Here is a 15,397-nt window from a genome sequence, read left to right as displayed (position 1 = left end):
CCGTCGTCTGCGCGTCGCCCGTGGCCCTCGTCTGCGCGTCACCCATGGGCCGAGGGTATGGGAGCGGGTGGCGGGGCCTCCGCAACGGTGGCGGTGTCGCGGGGCGACGCGACGGCCGCCGGGTTCGCGGGCGCGCCGCAACGATCGCTGTGCCGCGGGCGCGCCGCAACGGTCGACGGGGCGCGGAGTTTCGGGCGGGCGGGCCTCGCGCGAGCGGAACTCGTGCAGGCGGGTGGGTCAGCCCACGCGGGGGCGGATCCGGTGGCGGTGGTCGTGGAGGGCCTCCCTGTAGACGGCCGCCGTGGCGCCGGCGGCGGTGCCCCAGCCGAAGGACTGGGCGTGCCGGGCGGCTGCCGCGCCGAACCGGTCGGTGAGGGAGGGGTCGTCGGCGAAATCGCTCAGCACGCGCGCGTATGCGGCCGGTTCGTGGCCGTGGACGAGGAAACCGGTGGTGCCGTGGCGCACCGCCACCGGCAGGCCGCCGACCGCCGCCGCGAGCACCGGTGTCCCGGCCGCCTGCGCCTCTATGGCGACCAGGCCAAACGATTCGCTGTACGACGGCATCACGAGCAGCGAGGCGGCCCGGAACCAGTCGGCCAGCTCCTCCTGACGCACCGGCGGCTGGAAGCGGACGACGTCCGAGATGCCGAGCAGCGCGGCGAGCTTGTGCAGCTTCTCCGGCTTGGCGAGGCCGGCGCCGCTCAGGCCGCCCACCACCGGGACGACGACGCGCGAGCGCAGGTCAGGCCGCCTCTGGAGGAGCTCGCCCACCGCGCGCAGCAGTACCTCCGGCCCCTTCAGGGGCTGGATGCGGCCCGCGAAGAGCGGGATCAGGGCGTCCTGCGGCAGGCCGAGGCGGGCGCGGGCGGCGGCGCGGCCGTCGGCGGGGCAGAACACGTCGAGGTTGACGCCCGGGTGCACCACGGCGATCTTCGCCGGGTCCGCGGCGTAGTGGCGCACCAGCTCGTCGGCCTCCTCCGCGGTGTTCGCGACGAGCCGGTGGGCGGCGCGGACCACCTGGGTCTCGCCGATCACGCGGGCGGCGGGCTCCGGGCTGTCGCATTCGGCCAGGGCGGCGTTCTTGACCTTCGCCATGGTGTGCATGGCGTGCACCAGGGGAACGCCCCAGCGCTGGGCGGCCAGCCAGCCGACCTGGCCGGAGAGCCAGTAGTGGGAGTGGACCAGGTCGTAGTGGCCCGGGCGGTGATCGGCCCAGGCCTGCATGACGCCGTGCGTGAAGGCGCAGAGCTGCGCCGGCAGCTCCTCCTTGGTCAGGCCCCCGTACGGGCCGGCGTCCACGTGGCGGACCAGGACGCCGGGGGCCAGCTCGACGGTGGGCGGGAGCATGCCGCTGGTGGCGCGGGTGAAGATCTCCACCTCGACGCCGATGTCGGCGAGGCGCTTGGCGAGCTCCACGATGTAGACGTTCATGCCGCCCGCGTCGCCGGTGCCCGGTAGGTGGAGAGGGGAGGTGTGCACGCTGAGCATGGCCACGCGGCGGGGCCTGCGGGGCGCGCCCGTCAGACGGAGCCGGGCGGGGGCGCCGGATGCCCGGCGTCCGAGCCTGGTCACGGAATGCGTCACCTGGTGTCCTCCTTGCGTGCCGCGGCGCTCGGCGTTCGGTCCGTCCGTGCGCCGTGGGTGACCCGGGGCGGGGTCCTGCGGTCTGCGGTCTGCGGTTCTGCTGGTGACTCGGGCGGTCGGCGGGCCGGCTTGCCCGCGCGTCGGTGGGCGGGCTCGCTCGGGCGTCGGCGGGCATTGGCGGGCGTTGGCGGGGCTTCCTCACGGGTGGCTGAAGATGTGCGAACTCCTCCTCACAGGCCCAACAGCGGAGGCCTGCATTCCATTTCTACTTTGCCGAATGATTACCGGTGTCTTCGGTGCGTCGCGCTTGCGGCGGGCTGTGGTCACTCTCACGTACCGCCCTGTGAGGGCGGTGAGGGAGCCGGGGGCGGTGAGGGTGGGGAGGGCTGGGTTGCTCGGGCCGGGACGTGGGGTTGGCCCAGCCGGGTTGCCGGGCCGGGCTGCTCGGGCCCGGCGGTTGGGGCTGGGCTCGGGCCGCGCGCTTCGGGCCGGGCTGCTCTGGCCGAGACGGGCCGGTGCGGGGAGCCGGGGACGGGGGGCGGGGAACGAGGGGGAACGTGGAACGAGGGGGGAACGGGTGATGGAGAACACGGGGAACGGGTGGTGGAGCACACGGGAACCGGGTGGTGGAGCACACGGGAACCGGGTGGTGGAGCACACGGGAACCGGTGATGGAGAACACGGGGAACGGCCGGTGGAGGGAACGATCCGCCCCGGGGCGCCTAGGCTCGGGAGCGTGGTCGGTCGTCCCTCTCCTTCCCGCCCTGTGGGCGTGGTCACGCGTGGCACCACGCACCCGAACCGGCTGCGCCGGATGGACCGCTGGATAGCCGCGACCCACGGCCCCGAACTCCGCCGCTCCCCCGCCCCCGTCGCCGTCGACCTGGGCTTCGGCGCCGCGCCCTGGACCGCCGTCGAACTTCTCGGGCGGCTACGCGGAGTGGCCCCCGCCACCCGGGTGGTGGGCATCGAGATCGCCCCGGAGAGGGTCGCCGCCGCCCAGCCGCATGCCCGCGAGGGCCTTCTCTTCCGCCGCGGCGGCTTCGAGATCCCGGTCACCGAGTTCGAACGCGCCCCGGGGGCGGGGGCCGTGCACACGGAGGGGCCGGGGACGCAGGCCCGAGGGATGCGGGCCCCAGGGACGCGGCCCCCGGGGACGCAACCCGGGACGCCACGGCCCCTGGGGACGGCCCTGGGAACGGCGGCGTCCGCCCCGGGGCTCACGCTGATCCGTGCGGCGAACGTTCTCCGCCAGTACGAGGAGGCGGAGGTGGCCGGAGCGTGGGAGCGGTTGTGCGCGCGGCTCGCGCCGGCCGACCCCGCGCGCGGTTCGCGGGGTGGACTGCTGGTGGAGGGGACCTGCGACGAGATCGGGCGGCGGCACGTGTGGGTCGCGCTGGGACCCGAGGGGCCGCGCACGGTGACGTTCGCCACTCGGCTCGGCTCCCTGATTACCCCGTCCGATCTGGCGGAACGGCTCCCCAAGGCGCTCATACACCGGAACGTGCCCGGCGAGCGCGTGCACGCGTTCCTGCGTGACTTCGATCGCGCGTGGGCGGCAGCGGCGCCGTATGCGGCCTACGGGCCCCGGCAGCGGTGGATCGCGGCGGTCCGCGCCCTCACGGACCGGTGGCCCGTCCTGGACGGCCCGTCCCGCTGGCGGCACGGCGAGCTGACGCTCACCTGGTCCGCCCTCGCGCCCCGGAGCTGACCCGCCGACTCCCACCCTGGCGGCGGCTGGAACCGGCTCCCACCCGGTTCCAGCCTCCGCCGTACCCGGCCGCCACCCGCACGCTTTCGGCCCACCTTGCTCCCGGCCGGGAGGGGAGGCGGCTTCTCGTACGCCACCCCGCCCCCAAGTGACACCCTCCGCTCGCAGGTGACACGCCTCCGCCACGGAACGACGCCCTCCGCCACCGGACGGAGGGCCTGCGACGACGTGACGCGCCCCACGTGGCCATGGGAACGCCCCCATCAGGCAAGCAACCCCGCAGGGGTGAGATTCGTCATTCCCGATACCACCGTGCCCCGCCCAAGTGCATGTCCGGATGCGGCATATGACGGAGGCCGTTTTCGGTCCGGCATTCCCTTGCGGCGGCGCCACCCGCTATGGTCCCCGTCGGCGGCTCGTCGCTCGACGTCCTGCCATGCCCTCGGGGGGAGGGAAGGAACCAGGCCCATGCCCGCACCCGTACCGCGGCAGAGGAAAGTCCCGGCCGCGGAGAGTGGTCAGGCTCATACCCCGCCGGTCTCCGCACCGGACGGCACAGACAGCGAGACCCGGACCGACGCGCGCGTACAGACCACCGCGCCCGCCGGCAGCCCTGGCACGCCCGGTTCCGCCCCCTCGCCCGACGCACCCGACGCGGCCGAGGCCGGCGGTGCCGCCTCCGACGGCGACGCCCAGCGCTGGGACATCCCCGCGGCGCCCGCCGGCGGCCCCCTCACCCTTCTCGTCATCGAGGACGACCCCACCCGCTCGCTGAGCCTTCCCGAGCTGTTCGACGCCGCCGGCAACCCCATCCGCGTCCGCACCGCCCGCAACCTCACCGAGGCCCAGCGGCTGCTCACCGACGACGTGCACTGCATCCTGCTGGACCTCGCCCTGCCCGCCGCGCGCGGGCGGCGGGACCCCGCCACGGCGGCGGCCACCGCGCCCCGAACGGGTGCGGCGCGCGCGGAGACCGCCCCGCGCCCCGTAACCGCGCAGGGCGCCACGGATCCAGGCACGCCCGCATCCACCGGCACGTCCGCCCCGACCGGCACTCCCGCCGGCACCTCAGGCGACGTAAAAGGCAAACCAGACGAACTGGCCAGCCTCAGGCAGGTCCTCCAGCTCGCTCCCCGCCACGCCGTCCTGGCGCTCACCGCGTCGGAGAACGTGGAGGGCGGCGCGGCGGCGGTCCGCGTCGGAGCCCAGGACTACCTGCTGCGGGAGGAGCTGGACGGCCGGCTGCTCAGCCGCGCCGTCCGCTACGCCGTCGAGCGCAAACGCGCCGACATGGCGCAGCACCAGCTCACCGAGTCCAGGCTGCGCGCGCAGGAGAACGCCCGCCTGGAGCGCGGCCTGCTGCCCACGCCGCTGCTGGAAGGGTCCGTGCTGCGGTTCGCGACGCACTACCGCCCGGGCCGCTCGCGCGCCCTGCTCGGCGGTGACTTCTACGACACCGTGCGCACCCCGGACGGCACGGTGCACGCCATGATCGGCGATGTCTGCGGCCACGGCCCGGACGAGGCGGCGCTCGGCGTGGAACTCCGCATCGCCTGGCGCGCGCTGACCCTGGCGGGCCTGTGTGGCGACAGCCTGCTGCACACCCTTCAGGAGGTCCTGGAGCACGAGCGGTCCGACGAGGAGATCTTCGCCACGCTCTGCACGGTGGATATCGCGCCGGACGGCCTGAGCGCCGGGTTCTGCCTGGCCGGCCACCCCGCCCCGCTGCTCGCACCGCAGGACGGCCCGGCCGATCTGCTGTCGTACGAGAGCAACGGCCCGGCGCTCGGCATCATGCCGCAGGCCCGCTGGCAGCAGACGCAGGTGGACCTGGGGCCCGCGTGGAGCCTGATGCTGTACACGGACGGCCTGATAGAGGGCCGCGTCGGCGACGGCAATCGGCGGCTCGGGCAGGACGGCATGGTGGAGATGGTGCGCCGCCAGCTCGCCCAGGGCCTCGCGGGCGACGAGCTGTTGGCGGCGGCGGTGAACGAGGCCCGCGACCTCAACGGCGGCGAGCTCACGGACGACGTGGCGGTCCTGCTGCTGGACCGCGAGACCTGAGGGCCGGAAAGCTCCGGGTGGGCGGCCCGGCGACCGGATGACACAGGGATCAGACGATCCGGACGGCCTGGATGATCCGGACGGCCTGGACGGTCCGGACGGCCTCGACGGTCCGGACGGCCAGGACGGCCTGGACGGTCAGAGGTCAGAAGCCGGGCTTGGCGGCGCGGGACGGTTCAGCGGCCGTTGAACGGACCGTAGGGACCGTCGCTGCTGGAGCCGCGGCCACGCGCACCGCCGCCGCTGATCCCGCGGATGGCCGGGCGGACGTCCACCATGTACACGATCGTGGCGATCAAGCCGATGATCGGCAGGAACGACAGGATCGGGAAGATCAGGCTCACCACGAAGGCCAGCCCGAGCACGATCAGCCAGAACGGCTTGGTCTTCTTGTCGACCGCGCGGTACGCGTCCTCGCGCCGGAACGCGGCGTCGAAGAGCGCGAAGCCACTGAAGGCGATCAGGGCCACGTTCAGCAGCCACATGACTCCAGCGAACCCCTGCATCAGCACTACGTCCACCACCTGTGTCGACTCGGCCTTGTGCGGCCACCGTACCCGGAGAACGCACGAGGCACGCCGGTCGTGCCCGAGCACCCCGGGCCCGGCACCGGCCGGGGCGACACCATGCTCGTGCCACCCCGGCGATGCGGTGCCGGCACCCGCTCGGCCGGGCCGGCCGCTTCACCGGCGGCCGCTCTGCCGATGGCGGCGTCACGGACGGTGACCCGACCCGTGGCCACGGGGCTTGCGATCACGTCGCGGTCGGTCGCCTCGCCGAGGATCACTTCGCCGGCGGGGTGGTCTTCTTCGTGCCGTTCCGGGGGGTGGCCGGCTTCTTCGCGGCAGCCTTCTTGGCGGTCGCGGAGGTGGACGGGGACGTCGACGGTGATGCCTTGGGGGCCTTGGGAGCGGCGCTCTTGGGCTCGTCGGCCTCATCCTTGGCGGCGTCCTTGACGACGACGGGGCCCGGCTTGCCGGTGCCGTCCGTGCCCACGACGGCGGGGGCCGGGTCGCCGGCGGTCTCGCCGCGCCAGGTCCTCACGGTCTGCTCGCCGTGCTCGGCGACCTTCTCGTACGTCTCCCGTGCCTTGACGGCGTACTCGACGGCCACCCCGACACCTCGCAGCGCCATGCCCTGGGCGGACTCGCCGAGCTTCTTCAGATCGATGTCGAGCTGGCCGACGATCCCGTTCACCTTGGTCTGGAGGGTGCTCTGGACGTCCTTGGCGCGCGCGGTGGCGCGGTTCTGGACCTCGCGGGGGTCGGTGCGGCGGACCGCCTCGAACCGCCCGGGGGCCTCGGCGCGGAACTGCTCGACCAGGCCGGGGATCTTCTTCGCCTGCTGGAGCGCGAGGTCGGCGGTGCCGGCGGCGAAGTAGAGCGGGGTCGGGTTGGTCAGGGTCTTGCGGAGGTCATCGGAGATGGCCATGGGGGGTGCTCCTCTCGGTGCGTTCGGCCGGGGCGATCGGCTTCGGACGCCCCGATGTTCTGTTTTTGTGAAACTTGCCGCGAATGCTGCCCTGGATGGTCAAGTGATCTGGTGAATCCGCGTCACCCAGGTATGTCCTGTTGTCGTTGCCGACCGTGCCGTTCTCCGCGATCGGCGCGATCGGCGCGATCGGCGCGATCGGCGCGATCGGCGCGATCGGCTCTCACCGATCGCCACGCTTCTGCCGGGCGCCACCCGTGCGGCGCCCTTCGGGTGCCCCGTCATCGGACCCGGCATCCGTTCCGGTCGCACCCTCCGCACCGTCCGATCCGGAGACGGGGCCCGAACCGGAGGCAGGACCCGATCGGGCCGACACCTCCGAACCGCCGCCGTCGCGCCCGGCCGCGGCGCCGGAGCCCGGACTGCCACCGGAGCCCGGACCGGCTCCGGAGGCGGGACCGTCGCCTGCCGCGTTCTCCCTGCGGAACGACTCGTAGATCTGAAGCAGCACCTGCTTCTGCCGTTCGTTCAGCGAGGGGTCGGCGAGGATGACCGCACGCGTCTCCAACTCGTCGCGCTGGCGCTCGTCGAGGATCCCGGCGCGTACGTACAGCGTCTCGGCCGAGATCCGCAGCGCCTTGGCGACCTGCTGGAGCACCTCCGCGCTCGGCTTGCGCAGCCCGCGCTCGATCTGGCTGAGGTACGGGTTCGACACCCCGGCGGCATCGGCGAGTTGACGCAGCGACAGCTGCGCGTGCCGCCGCTGCTCGCGGAGGTACTCACCGAGATTGCCCACGTTGAGCGTTGCCATGCCCTGATACTGGCCCACCTTGCTAACTTTTGCAAGCACCCGCTTGCAAAAGTGCGCCACGCCACGCGGCGCCGGCTGCGATCCGGCGCGCCAGGTGTCGCGCCGGCGAGGCAACTGTCATGCGTCGCATGACACCAGGCTTCGGGGGTCAGTAACCGGCATCTGAGGCGTCCCGGGAGAAGTCGTACCCAGTGAAATCGGCAACCGGAGCGTATCCGACTCGCCGGTAGAGGGCATTGCTGGCTGGATTGCCCGGGTCTGCGAACAGGACGACGTCCGTCGCGCCTGCGGTCAGCGCGACCCTGCTCGCCTCAACCGTCACGGCGCCCGCGTAGCCGCGACCCCGGAGGTGGGCCGGGGTGTAGACGGGGTCCACCCGGATCATGCCGCCGACCATCGGAGTCGAACCCGCCATGGAGACGGGAGAGCCGTCCGGCGTCTCCCAGAACGTGAAGTGCTTGTCGGCGAAACGTGTGCCAGTCCAGGAGCCGGCATCTATGGCGTCCACGGTGACGGTCTCTCCGCTGCCGACACAGAACTCCCGGCACCAGCACAGTAGTTGCTCATGGTCCTGAGCGTCCGCGACTCGGCCCCGGCCCTCTGGGCGCAACCGCGGCGGGGTGAGCGTACCGAGGCGGTAGAGGCGGCCCCGCCAGTCCGGTACGGGCACTGCGCCTGAGTGCCGCCGCCATGCCTCGGCGAAGGCTGTGGCGGTGTCGTGGTCCGCGGTGACGCCGGAGAAGGAGTGGCCGAGGTCGGCTAGGTGGGCGGCCAGGGTGTCGGCCTGTTCTGAGGTGAGGAGTGTGAGATTCAGGCGGCGGGACGGAGGGCGGTAAAAGATCGCGCAGACCTCGCCACCTGACTCCAGCCGGCCGAAGACGGTGGCTTCAGCGCCCTCTGCGCCCGCTCCGCGTGTTCGCAGTTTCTCGATCGCCGTCAGCGGCGTGGTGTGCAGGGCGGGGCGAGAGTGCAGGAAGTCTCCGGCTCGGGCGAGGAAGTCGTCGACGTCTTCGGTGAGGTGCCAGCCAGCCGGGCGCATGCCTCATGGTCTCTCACTCACGCGACGCCTGTGAGCGCATTCCCGGGAATCAGCCGCAGGTCACGGTCCACACCACGGGTGGTGGTTCATCCTCAGCGAGGCTGGTCGGTCGCGGCCCTGGCCGTTCAATCACTGGGCGCCTGCGGTTGGCCCCCCGTAGGGTGCGGCCATGGCTTGTCGTATCTCCGAACTGATCGTTCCCTGCCGGGACCCGCAGGCGCTGGCCGGGTTCTGGTGCGAGGTGCTGGGCTTCGTCGTGCTCGACGACGATGATGGCGGCGCCGTGGAGATCGGACCGCGGGAGGGGTTCGGCGGGCTCCAGCCGACTCTTGTCTTCGTGCCCAGCACCGAGCCCAGGGCGGGCAAGCTGCGGCTGCACTTCGACGTCAACGCCACCGACCGCGACCAGGACGCCGAGCTCGAACGCCTGCTGAAGCTCGGGGCGCGCCCGGCCGACATCGGCCAGAGCGGCGACGAGCCGTGGCACGTCCTGGCCGACCCCGAAGGCAACGAGTTCTGCCTGCTGCGGGCCCGGCTGAGCTGATCGCCCGCCGGCACTTCCAGCGCCAGGACCGCGCCACCACCCGAGCCCTCTGACCTCGCTCGACACGGAACGTGTGGCCCGGCGGCGCCGCCGAGAACGGATCGGCCCCGGCGGGTCCACGGGAATCTCCGCCGGCGGAAACGGGTTATCTGCCATCACGACGCCGGCAACGGGGATCCCGGTCACCGCAGGGAGGAGACGCGAGTCGATGAGCCTTCGACAGTTCGAGTACGCCCTGGCCGTTGCCGAGCAGGGCTCGGTGACCGCGGCTGCGGATCTGCTGCACGTCGCCCAGCCGTCGGTGTCGCAGCAGATCCGCAGCCTGGAGCGGGAACTCGGCGTGGAACTGTTCTCCCGCACCCCGACCGGGCTGGTGCCCACTTTCGCCGGCCGCGCCTTCCTGCGGGAGGCCGAGGTCGCTGTGAGGGCGGCGCGGCGGGCGAGATCGACCGCGCGTGCCGGTGCCGAGGAGCTGGTGGGCGAGCTGGTGGTCGCCGTGCAGATGGGCTTCGGCACGCGGCAGCTGCCGGGCGCGCTGAGCGCCCTGCGGTGCCGGTTCCCGCGGCTGGAGGTCACCGTCTTCGAGGAGCCGAACCCCGCCGAGCTGGAGCGGCTGGCGCGCCGGGGCGTGCTGGACATCGCCCTGATGGCCGGACCGTGCGAGGAAGGGCTGTACGACGGCCACCACCTCGGCGACGAGGAGTTCGTCGTGGCGCTGGGCGCCGGCCACCCCCAGCTCGCCGCGGACCGGGTCGACCTGCGTGAGCTGCAACGGGAGCCGTGGGTGAGGTTCGGCCACGACAGCGCGCTCGACGGCGTGCTCGTGGACGTGCTGCGGGACAACGGGCTGGCCCCGACCACGGTCGCCCGCGTGTCCCAGACGGTGACGGCCGTGCGCTGGGCCGCCCACGGGCTGGGGGTGACGCTCGTCCCGGCGTCCGCGGTGCCCCCCGGTCACGAGCACCTCGTGCGCCCGGTGTTCCCGGTCGTGTCCCAGCCCGTCGTCGCCGCGGTCCGGCCCGGCGCGGGCCCGGCGGAGACGGCCCTGCTGGAATTCCTGCGTCAGGAGACCTGGTACAGATCCTCTTACTTCTCACCGGTGTCACAGCCGGTGTCGCAACCTGTGTCACAGCCGGTGTCACAGCCTGCGTCACGGCCGACGTCACGGCCGACGTCACGGCCGGTGTCCTCGCCGCTGGCTTGACCGGTGGTTTTACCGGTGATTCTTCCGGTGATTTCGCCGGCGGATTTCCCGGTGGCCCGTCGAGAATTCCGTCGGCCGTTTTCCCCGGCGACCTGTTCCGGAATCCCCGCGGCGGCTACCTCATGGGGAATTCACCGCCGTCCACCACGAGATTGCTCCCGGTCAGCCAGCCCGCCCGGTCGGACACGAGGAAAAGCACCGCGTGGGCGATGTCGTCGGGCCGGCCGTCGCGCCCCAGCGGGGTGGTGTCGGCGGCGTTGGTCTGGCTCGGCCCCACCTCCAGGCTCGCCCACTGCTCCCGTGTCGCTTCGCCGCCGGGGGTGGCGACCCTGCCGGGCGTCACGGTGTTGACCCTGATCCCGGACGGGGCGAGCTCCAGGGCCAGCCCCCTGCTGTAGTTCTCCAGGGCCGCCTTCGCCGCCGTGTAGTGCAGGAACGGTCCCACCGGGGTGAGGACCGCCGCCGAGGAGACGTGCACGATCGTCCCCGAGCGCCGGTCCCGCATCCCCGGTACCAGCAGCGAGTCCAGCCGCACCGACGCCAGGTAGTTCAGGTCCAGCGCCTCCTGCCACTCCTCGTCGGGGATCGCCGAAGCGTCCTTGTACGGTCGCGCCCCGCCCACGTTGTGGACGACGACGTCCACCCCGCCGAGCACGTCCTGCGCGGCCGTGGCGAGCGCCTGCGCTCCGGCGCGTGTCCGCACGTCGGCCGCCACGAAGGTGGCCCCGTCCGGCACCGTGCTCGTCGCCGATCTGGCGGTCGTGAGCACGTCGGCCCCCGCGTCCAGGAGCCGGCGCACGACGGCCGCTCCGATTCCGCGGGAACCGCCCGTGACCAGGGCCCGCTTTCCCGCGAGTTCCCGCGTTCCCGATCCGTTCTCGATCGTGGTCATTCCAACGGTCCTCTCGATCGCGTGATTGTCCGCTCGACGGAAGAAGGCACGACGCGCCGTGCACGGGGCACGAATTCCGGAGGAATCGCGGTGCGCACGTCGTCGAGTCGATTCACCGTACGTAGGGAAAAGAGCGAGAGGCAAAGACGGAAATTCAGCACGTGCTATAGGCGACTCCTATGGCATCCCCGGATGTACGGGACCCGGGATGTACGGGACCCGGCATCCCGGCATCCCGGCAAACGTCATGGTTGACCTTCACCTTGGGGGAGCCCGCAGCATCGACGGGGCCGGGCGACGTGCCCGGCATGAGGAGGAACGGGCATGGGGTTGCTGACCATCGGGGCGTTCGCGAAGGCGTCCCGGCTGTCGCCGAAGGCCCTGCGCCTCTACGACGAGCTGGGCCTGCTGACACCCGCCCGCGTCGACCCGGTCACCGGCTACCGCCTCTACGCACCGGAACAACTCGACCAGGCCCGCCTGGTCGCCTGGCTCCGGCGCCTCGGCATGCCCCTCGCCCGCATCCGGCACGTCCGGACGCTCGACGCGGGTGCGGCGGCCCAGGAGATCCGCGCGTTCTGGGCCCGGGTCGAGGCCGACACCGCCGCACGGCGGGACCTGGCCGCCTTCCTCATCGACCACCTGTCCTGGAAGGACCCCTCCATGCCCGAGACCGCCGAGCCCCTCGCCCTCCGCTGTGCCGCCCTGTCCGACAGGGGCCTCGTCCGCGAGAGCAACCAGGACACCGCCTACGCCGGACCCCGCCTGCTCGCCGTCGCCGACGGCTGCGGGAGCCAGGGAGCCCCCGCCAGCACGGCCGCCGTCGATGCCCTGAAGCGCCTGGAAACCGACGGCATCCCGGCCGGCGACCTCCTCAACGTCCTCGAAGACGCCGTCGAGCAGGCCGGAGCGGCCGTGCGCGGTGTCACCGGGCGCAGCGCCTCCCCGGAAGAGGCCGGCACCACGCTCACCGCGATGCTCTGGACCGGGTCGCGACTGGCCCTCGTCCACATCGGCGACTCCCGCGTCTACCTGCTGCGCGACGGAGAGCTGTTCCAGATCACCCACGACCACACCCTGGTGCAGACGATGGTCGACGAAGGGCGCCTCACCCCGGAGGAGGCCGCCTCCCATCCCCAGCGGTCGCTGCTGGTACGGGCACTGGGCCACGGAGCGGACGCCACCCCCGACATGCGCCTCCACGACGCCCGGCGGGGAGACCGGTACCTGCTCTGCTCCGACGGCCTGTCCACCGTCGTGCCGGCCGCGGAGATCAACCGTGTGCTCGCAGGGACCGGCGAGCCCGAGCAGGCGGTCCGCGAACTCGTCGCCCTCGCCAACGGGTACGGCGGCCCCGACAACATCAGCTGCGTGGTCGCCGACGTGATGGAGCGCCGGTAGTGCCGACGTGATGGAGCGCCGGTGGTAGGGACGGCGGTCGAGCCGCAGACCTCGAAACCGGGTCCGCCCGCACGGGCCGGAACTCACTCCCCAGTCCGTTGACGAGCCGCTGCCTCACCGGTTCACGGCCCTACCCGCCGCTCCCTCGCGGGCTCCCCCCCCGCCGGCTCCGGCGGCCACCTCACCGCGCCAGTTCCGACGGTTCGTCCAGTCGCGTCAACTTCCGCGGGTTGCGGACCACGTAGATCCGGGTGATCCGCCCGTCCTCCACCACGACGCTCACCGCCGCCGATTCGCCGTCGACTTCGAGGCGGCCCGCGGGTGCGCCGTTGAGGTGGACGGTCGTTGTCTCGATCTCGGCCACCACCCGGTTCGCGCGGGTGAACAGCTTCGCGATCAGCTCGCTGCCGTGGAGCGGGGCACGGGCGGCGGTCACGATCCCGCCGCCGTCGGCGATCAGGACGACGTCGGGCGCCATGACCTCCATCAGGTCCTGGAGGTTGCCGGTGCGCAGCGCGGCCAGGAACCGTTCCAGCACGGCCTGCTGCTCCGACCGGCTGACCCGCATCCGCGGCCGCCGGGCCACCACGTGCTCGCGGGCCCGCCGCGCGATCTGCCGCACCGCGGCCGCGGACTTGCCCGTCGCCTCCGCGATCTCGCCGTACGGCATCTCGAAGACCTCGCGGAGCACGAACACCGCGCGCTCGGTGGGCCCGAGCGTCTCCAGCACCGTCAGCACCGCCATCGACACGCTCTCCGCGAGCTCGACGTCCTCGGCGACGTCGGGGCTGGTCAGCAGCGGTTCCGGCAGCCACTCGCCGACGTACTCCTCGCGGCTGCGCGACAGCGTCCGCAGGCGGTTGAGCGCCTGCCGCGTGACGACCCGGACGAGGTACGCGCGCGGTTCGCGCACCGCCGACCGGTCGACGCCGGCCCACCGCAGCCAGGACTCCTGGAGCACGTCCTCCGCGTCGGCCGCCGACCCGAGCATCTCGTAGGCGACCGTGAACAGCAGGCTGCGATGGGCGACGAACGGGTCCCCGGTCATGCCGCCGACGGTACGCCGGGCGTCCCGGGGCGCCCGGCCAGCGGGATCTCGCAGGAGTCCGAGAAGCCCTGCGACTCGATCCCGAACGCCGCGTTGCTCCTGGTCGCGAAGTTGGAGAACGCGATGAACACGGTGAGTTCGACCATCGCCGCCGGGCCGAGCCCGTCCAGCAGGCGCGCGGACAGCTCGTCGGTGACGGTCGGCGGCGTGCTCGTCATGGCCTCGGCGTACTCCAGTACGTCCCGCTCCAGCGGCGTGAACACCTCCGACTCCCGCCAGCGCGGCACCTGGCTCGCCTTGGCCAGGTCGAGGTTCTGGTTCTGCGCCTGGAAGTAGCCGAGGTCGAGGCACCAGCCGCACCCGACCTGCGCCGCGACGGCCATGTGCGCGAACGACTTGAGGCTCTCGTCGGCCGCGTCCCACTCGCCCACCCTGCCGCCGAGCTCCAGGCTGGTCCCGGCGACCTTGGGGTTGTGCGACGTCACCTCCAGCGGTTCGGGCACGGCACCGAACTGCTTGATCATGCTCTCGCCGAGCTCGGGGGCGAGCTCCGCCTTCGGAACGCGTAGCGCCATGGTGTTCTCCCCTGTCGAGTGCCCGATCGGCGTCGAGCGCCCGAATGGCGCCGTGTGCACGATCGGCGGTTCGGCATGAAGACACCGGCCGGGCAGCGGACGTGACAGCCGCGACGGTCGGATGTGACAGACACGACGGTCATCTGGACGCGGCGGCCGCCACGTGGCCCCTGAGCGGGACGGCCGCCACCGGGGCCCGGATATCGATCCGCCGCCGGCCCCGAACCTCCTGACCTCAGCCCCGGGACAGCGCCGCCCGCTCGATGCTCGCCGCGAACCGCGGCGTCTCCCGGCTGTTGTGGTCGCTGGACGCCGCCTGCCGCTCGCCGGCGGCCTGCTCGAACGTGACGCCGTGGTCGCGGAGGAAGCCGAGGAACTCCTCCGTGGGGTGGGCGGTGACCGAGTTCGCGTACTCGCACCGGTCCTCGCCCAGCCGCGTGACGCTCAGGTCCCAGATCACCTGCACCCTGGTGTGGCCCTGCGGGGTGAAGACGTCCGAGGCCGACACCATGCGGCAGTGGTGCGGCTCGGTGATCTCGCCGACGTAGTGCTGGACCATCAGCGACGTGCCGATCACCTCCACGTTGATCGACATGGGCCGGCCCTCGTCGGTGGTGGTGGCGCCGGCGGCGATGTGGTCCGGGGGCGCGCACCGCTGGTACTCGGCGTCGGGCAGGCCGAACAGCCATTTCGCGATGTCGACCTTCTCCACCGGCGCGTTGATCTGGGCGTGGAAGACCGAGTCCGACAGGACGAGATCGGCTTGGACGGTGGTCATTTCCGTTTCTCCCTTGCGGGCGTGCGTGCGCCAGGCCAGGGGTTCCACGGTGCCCGCGGCTACCGCGGGGTGCTCCCGCGTGTACGCAGGGCATCGCAGGGCCGCCTGCCTCGTATTCGATTGTACGTTCGGGATGGGGCGTGGGGCTGGGGTGATCGGGAGCCATCGGGGCTGTCGTGCGCCTCTGGAGCCGTCGGGTGCCGTCGGGTGCCGTCGAAAACTCTTTGCGCGGCCCGCCGGCGACGCGTTACCTTCGTGGACGTCTCTGTTGTCTCCGAGAGAGGTGGACATTGCTCGTCTGAGGTCAGCGACCAT

At 72.5% G+C, this 15,397-nt stretch carries 15 protein-coding genes; 6 read left to right on the top strand and 9 right to left on the bottom strand.

What is annotated here, in order from left to right; genetic code table 11:
- Positions 1 to 237 precede the first annotated feature (237 nt).
- Positions 238 to 1,584, bottom strand: a complete 1,347-nt coding sequence (gene mshA, locus Sm713_RS00330; protein WP_212907713.1) for a D-inositol-3-phosphate glycosyltransferase — start codon at positions 1,582 to 1,584, stop codon at positions 238 to 240.
- 766 nt (positions 1,585 to 2,350) lie between these two features.
- On the opposite strand from mshA, the gene Sm713_RS39990 reads away from it, so the two are divergent.
- From Sm713_RS39990 to Sm713_RS00310, 3 genes are all read left to right on the top strand, one after another.
- The gene (locus Sm713_RS39990; protein ID WP_249416476.1) at positions 2,351 to 3,295 is read left to right on the top strand and encodes a class I SAM-dependent methyltransferase; all 945 of its coding nucleotides are present in this window, start codon (positions 2,351 to 2,353) and stop codon (positions 3,293 to 3,295) included.
- Between the two features lie 468 nt (positions 3,296 to 3,763).
- Entirely contained in the window at positions 3,764 to 5,359 is a 1,596-nt protein-coding gene (locus Sm713_RS00315; RefSeq protein WP_212907712.1) for a SpoIIE family protein phosphatase, read from the top strand.
- Between the two features lie 37 nt (positions 5,360 to 5,396).
- Positions 5,397 to 5,549, top strand: a complete 153-nt coding sequence (locus tag Sm713_RS00310) for a hypothetical protein (protein WP_212907711.1) — start codon at positions 5,397 to 5,399, stop codon at positions 5,547 to 5,549.
- Here the strand turns inward: Sm713_RS00310 and Sm713_RS00305 are convergent.
- The 4 genes from Sm713_RS00305 to Sm713_RS00290 form a co-directional block, all read right to left on the bottom strand.
- Entirely contained in the window at positions 5,536 to 5,865 is a 330-nt protein-coding gene (locus Sm713_RS00305; RefSeq protein WP_212907710.1) for a DUF2516 family protein, read from the bottom strand. The genes Sm713_RS00310 and Sm713_RS00305 overlap by 14 nt on opposite strands.
- Before the next feature lie 277 nt (positions 5,866 to 6,142).
- A complete protein-coding gene (locus Sm713_RS00300; protein ID WP_212907709.1) occupies positions 6,143 to 6,790 on the bottom strand; it encodes a hypothetical protein in 648 nt (215 codons plus the stop codon).
- A 223-nt stretch (positions 6,791 to 7,013) separates the two neighbouring features.
- Complete coding sequence (locus tag Sm713_RS39985; RefSeq protein WP_249416013.1) at positions 7,014 to 7,601, bottom strand: helix-turn-helix domain-containing protein; 588 nt, start codon at positions 7,599 to 7,601, stop codon at positions 7,014 to 7,016.
- A 148-nt stretch (positions 7,602 to 7,749) separates the two neighbouring features.
- A complete protein-coding gene (locus tag Sm713_RS00290; protein ID WP_212907708.1) occupies positions 7,750 to 8,640 on the bottom strand; it encodes a GNAT family N-acetyltransferase in 891 nt (296 codons plus the stop codon).
- 169 nt (positions 8,641 to 8,809) lie between these two features.
- Here Sm713_RS00290 and Sm713_RS00285 point away from each other — a divergent pair, with 169 nt between their 5' ends.
- Together Sm713_RS00285 and Sm713_RS00280 are read left to right on the top strand one after the other, a co-directional pair.
- Entirely contained in the window at positions 8,810 to 9,184 is a 375-nt protein-coding gene (locus tag Sm713_RS00285; RefSeq protein WP_212907707.1) for a VOC family protein, read from the top strand.
- Positions 9,185 to 9,392: 208 nt separating this feature from the next.
- On the top strand, positions 9,393 to 10,388 hold the full coding sequence (locus tag Sm713_RS00280; RefSeq protein ID WP_212907706.1) for a LysR substrate-binding domain-containing protein: 996 nt from the start codon (positions 9,393 to 9,395) through the stop codon (positions 10,386 to 10,388).
- A gap of 115 nt (positions 10,389 to 10,503) precedes the next feature.
- Here Sm713_RS00280 and Sm713_RS00275 read toward each other — a convergent pair whose 3' ends face one another.
- The gene (locus tag Sm713_RS00275) at positions 10,504 to 11,280 is read right to left on the bottom strand and encodes an oxidoreductase (RefSeq protein ID WP_212907705.1); all 777 of its coding nucleotides are present in this window, start codon (positions 11,278 to 11,280) and stop codon (positions 10,504 to 10,506) included.
- 324 nt (positions 11,281 to 11,604) lie between these two features.
- Here Sm713_RS00275 and Sm713_RS00270 point away from each other — a divergent pair, with 324 nt between their 5' ends.
- Positions 11,605 to 12,681: a protein phosphatase 2C domain-containing protein gene (locus Sm713_RS00270; RefSeq protein ID WP_212907704.1), complete on the top strand. Its 1,077-nt coding sequence runs from the start codon at positions 11,605 to 11,607 to the stop codon at positions 12,679 to 12,681.
- A 181-nt stretch (positions 12,682 to 12,862) separates the two neighbouring features.
- On the opposite strand, the gene Sm713_RS00265 is transcribed toward Sm713_RS00270, so the two are convergent.
- The 3 genes from Sm713_RS00265 to Sm713_RS00255 all read right to left on the bottom strand — a co-directional run bounded on the left by Sm713_RS00265 (position 12,863) and on the right by Sm713_RS00255 (position 15,082).
- Positions 12,863 to 13,729, bottom strand: coding sequence for an RNA polymerase sigma-70 factor (locus tag Sm713_RS00265; protein WP_212907703.1), 867 nt, complete (start codon positions 13,727 to 13,729; stop codon positions 12,863 to 12,865).
- Positions 13,726 to 14,304: a carboxymuconolactone decarboxylase family protein gene (locus tag Sm713_RS00260; protein WP_212907702.1), complete on the bottom strand. Its 579-nt coding sequence runs from the start codon at positions 14,302 to 14,304 to the stop codon at positions 13,726 to 13,728. The genes Sm713_RS00265 and Sm713_RS00260 overlap by 4 nt, the downstream gene beginning before the upstream one ends.
- Positions 14,305 to 14,539: 235 nt before the next feature.
- Positions 14,540 to 15,082 carry a hypothetical protein gene (locus Sm713_RS00255; RefSeq protein ID WP_212907701.1) on the bottom strand — a complete coding sequence of 181 codons (543 nt, stop codon included), beginning with the start codon at positions 15,080 to 15,082 and terminating at the stop codon, positions 14,540 to 14,542.
- Positions 15,083 to 15,397: the final 315 nt, after the last annotated feature.

Origin of the sequence: Streptomyces sp. TS71-3, assembly GCF_018327685.1 — a bacterium.
Taxonomy (GTDB): Bacteria; Actinomycetota; Actinomycetes; order Streptomycetales; family Streptomycetaceae; genus Streptomyces.
This window is presented reverse-complemented; position numbering and strand designations above follow the sequence as displayed.

Bases quoted from the DNA above. Each gene is read 5' to 3' on its own strand.
- Sm713_RS00275 (WP_212907705.1), bottom strand. From the start codon at position 11,280: ATGACCACGATCGAGAACGGATCGGGAACGCGGGAACTCGCGGGAAAG.
- Sm713_RS00280 (WP_212907706.1), top strand. From the start codon at position 9,393: ATGAGCCTTCGACAGTTCGAGTACGCCCTGGCCGTTGCCGAGCAGGGC.
- Sm713_RS00265 (WP_212907703.1), bottom strand. From the start codon at position 13,729: ATGACCGGGGACCCGTTCGTCGCCCATCGCAGCCTGCTGTTCACGGTC.
- Sm713_RS00255 (WP_212907701.1), bottom strand. From the start codon at position 15,082: ATGACCACCGTCCAAGCCGATCTCGTCCTGTCGGACTCGGTCTTCCAC.
- Sm713_RS00260 (WP_212907702.1), bottom strand. From the start codon at position 14,304: ATGGCGCTACGCGTTCCGAAGGCGGAGCTCGCCCCCGAGCTCGGCGAG.
- Sm713_RS00310 (WP_212907711.1), top strand. From the start codon at position 5,397: ATGACACAGGGATCAGACGATCCGGACGGCCTGGATGATCCGGACGGC.
- Sm713_RS00270 (WP_212907704.1), top strand. From the start codon at position 11,605: ATGGGGTTGCTGACCATCGGGGCGTTCGCGAAGGCGTCCCGGCTGTCG.
- Sm713_RS00300 (WP_212907709.1), bottom strand. From the start codon at position 6,790: ATGGCCATCTCCGATGACCTCCGCAAGACCCTGACCAACCCGACCCCG.
- Sm713_RS00315 (WP_212907712.1), top strand. From the start codon at position 3,764: ATGCCCGCACCCGTACCGCGGCAGAGGAAAGTCCCGGCCGCGGAGAGT.
- Sm713_RS00305 (WP_212907710.1), bottom strand. From the start codon at position 5,865: ATGCAGGGGTTCGCTGGAGTCATGTGGCTGCTGAACGTGGCCCTGATC.
- Sm713_RS00290 (WP_212907708.1), bottom strand. From the start codon at position 8,640: ATGCGCCCGGCTGGCTGGCACCTCACCGAAGACGTCGACGACTTCCTC.
- Sm713_RS00285 (WP_212907707.1), top strand. From the start codon at position 8,810: ATGGCTTGTCGTATCTCCGAACTGATCGTTCCCTGCCGGGACCCGCAG.
- Sm713_RS39985 (WP_249416013.1), bottom strand. From the start codon at position 7,601: ATGGCAACGCTCAACGTGGGCAATCTCGGTGAGTACCTCCGCGAGCAG.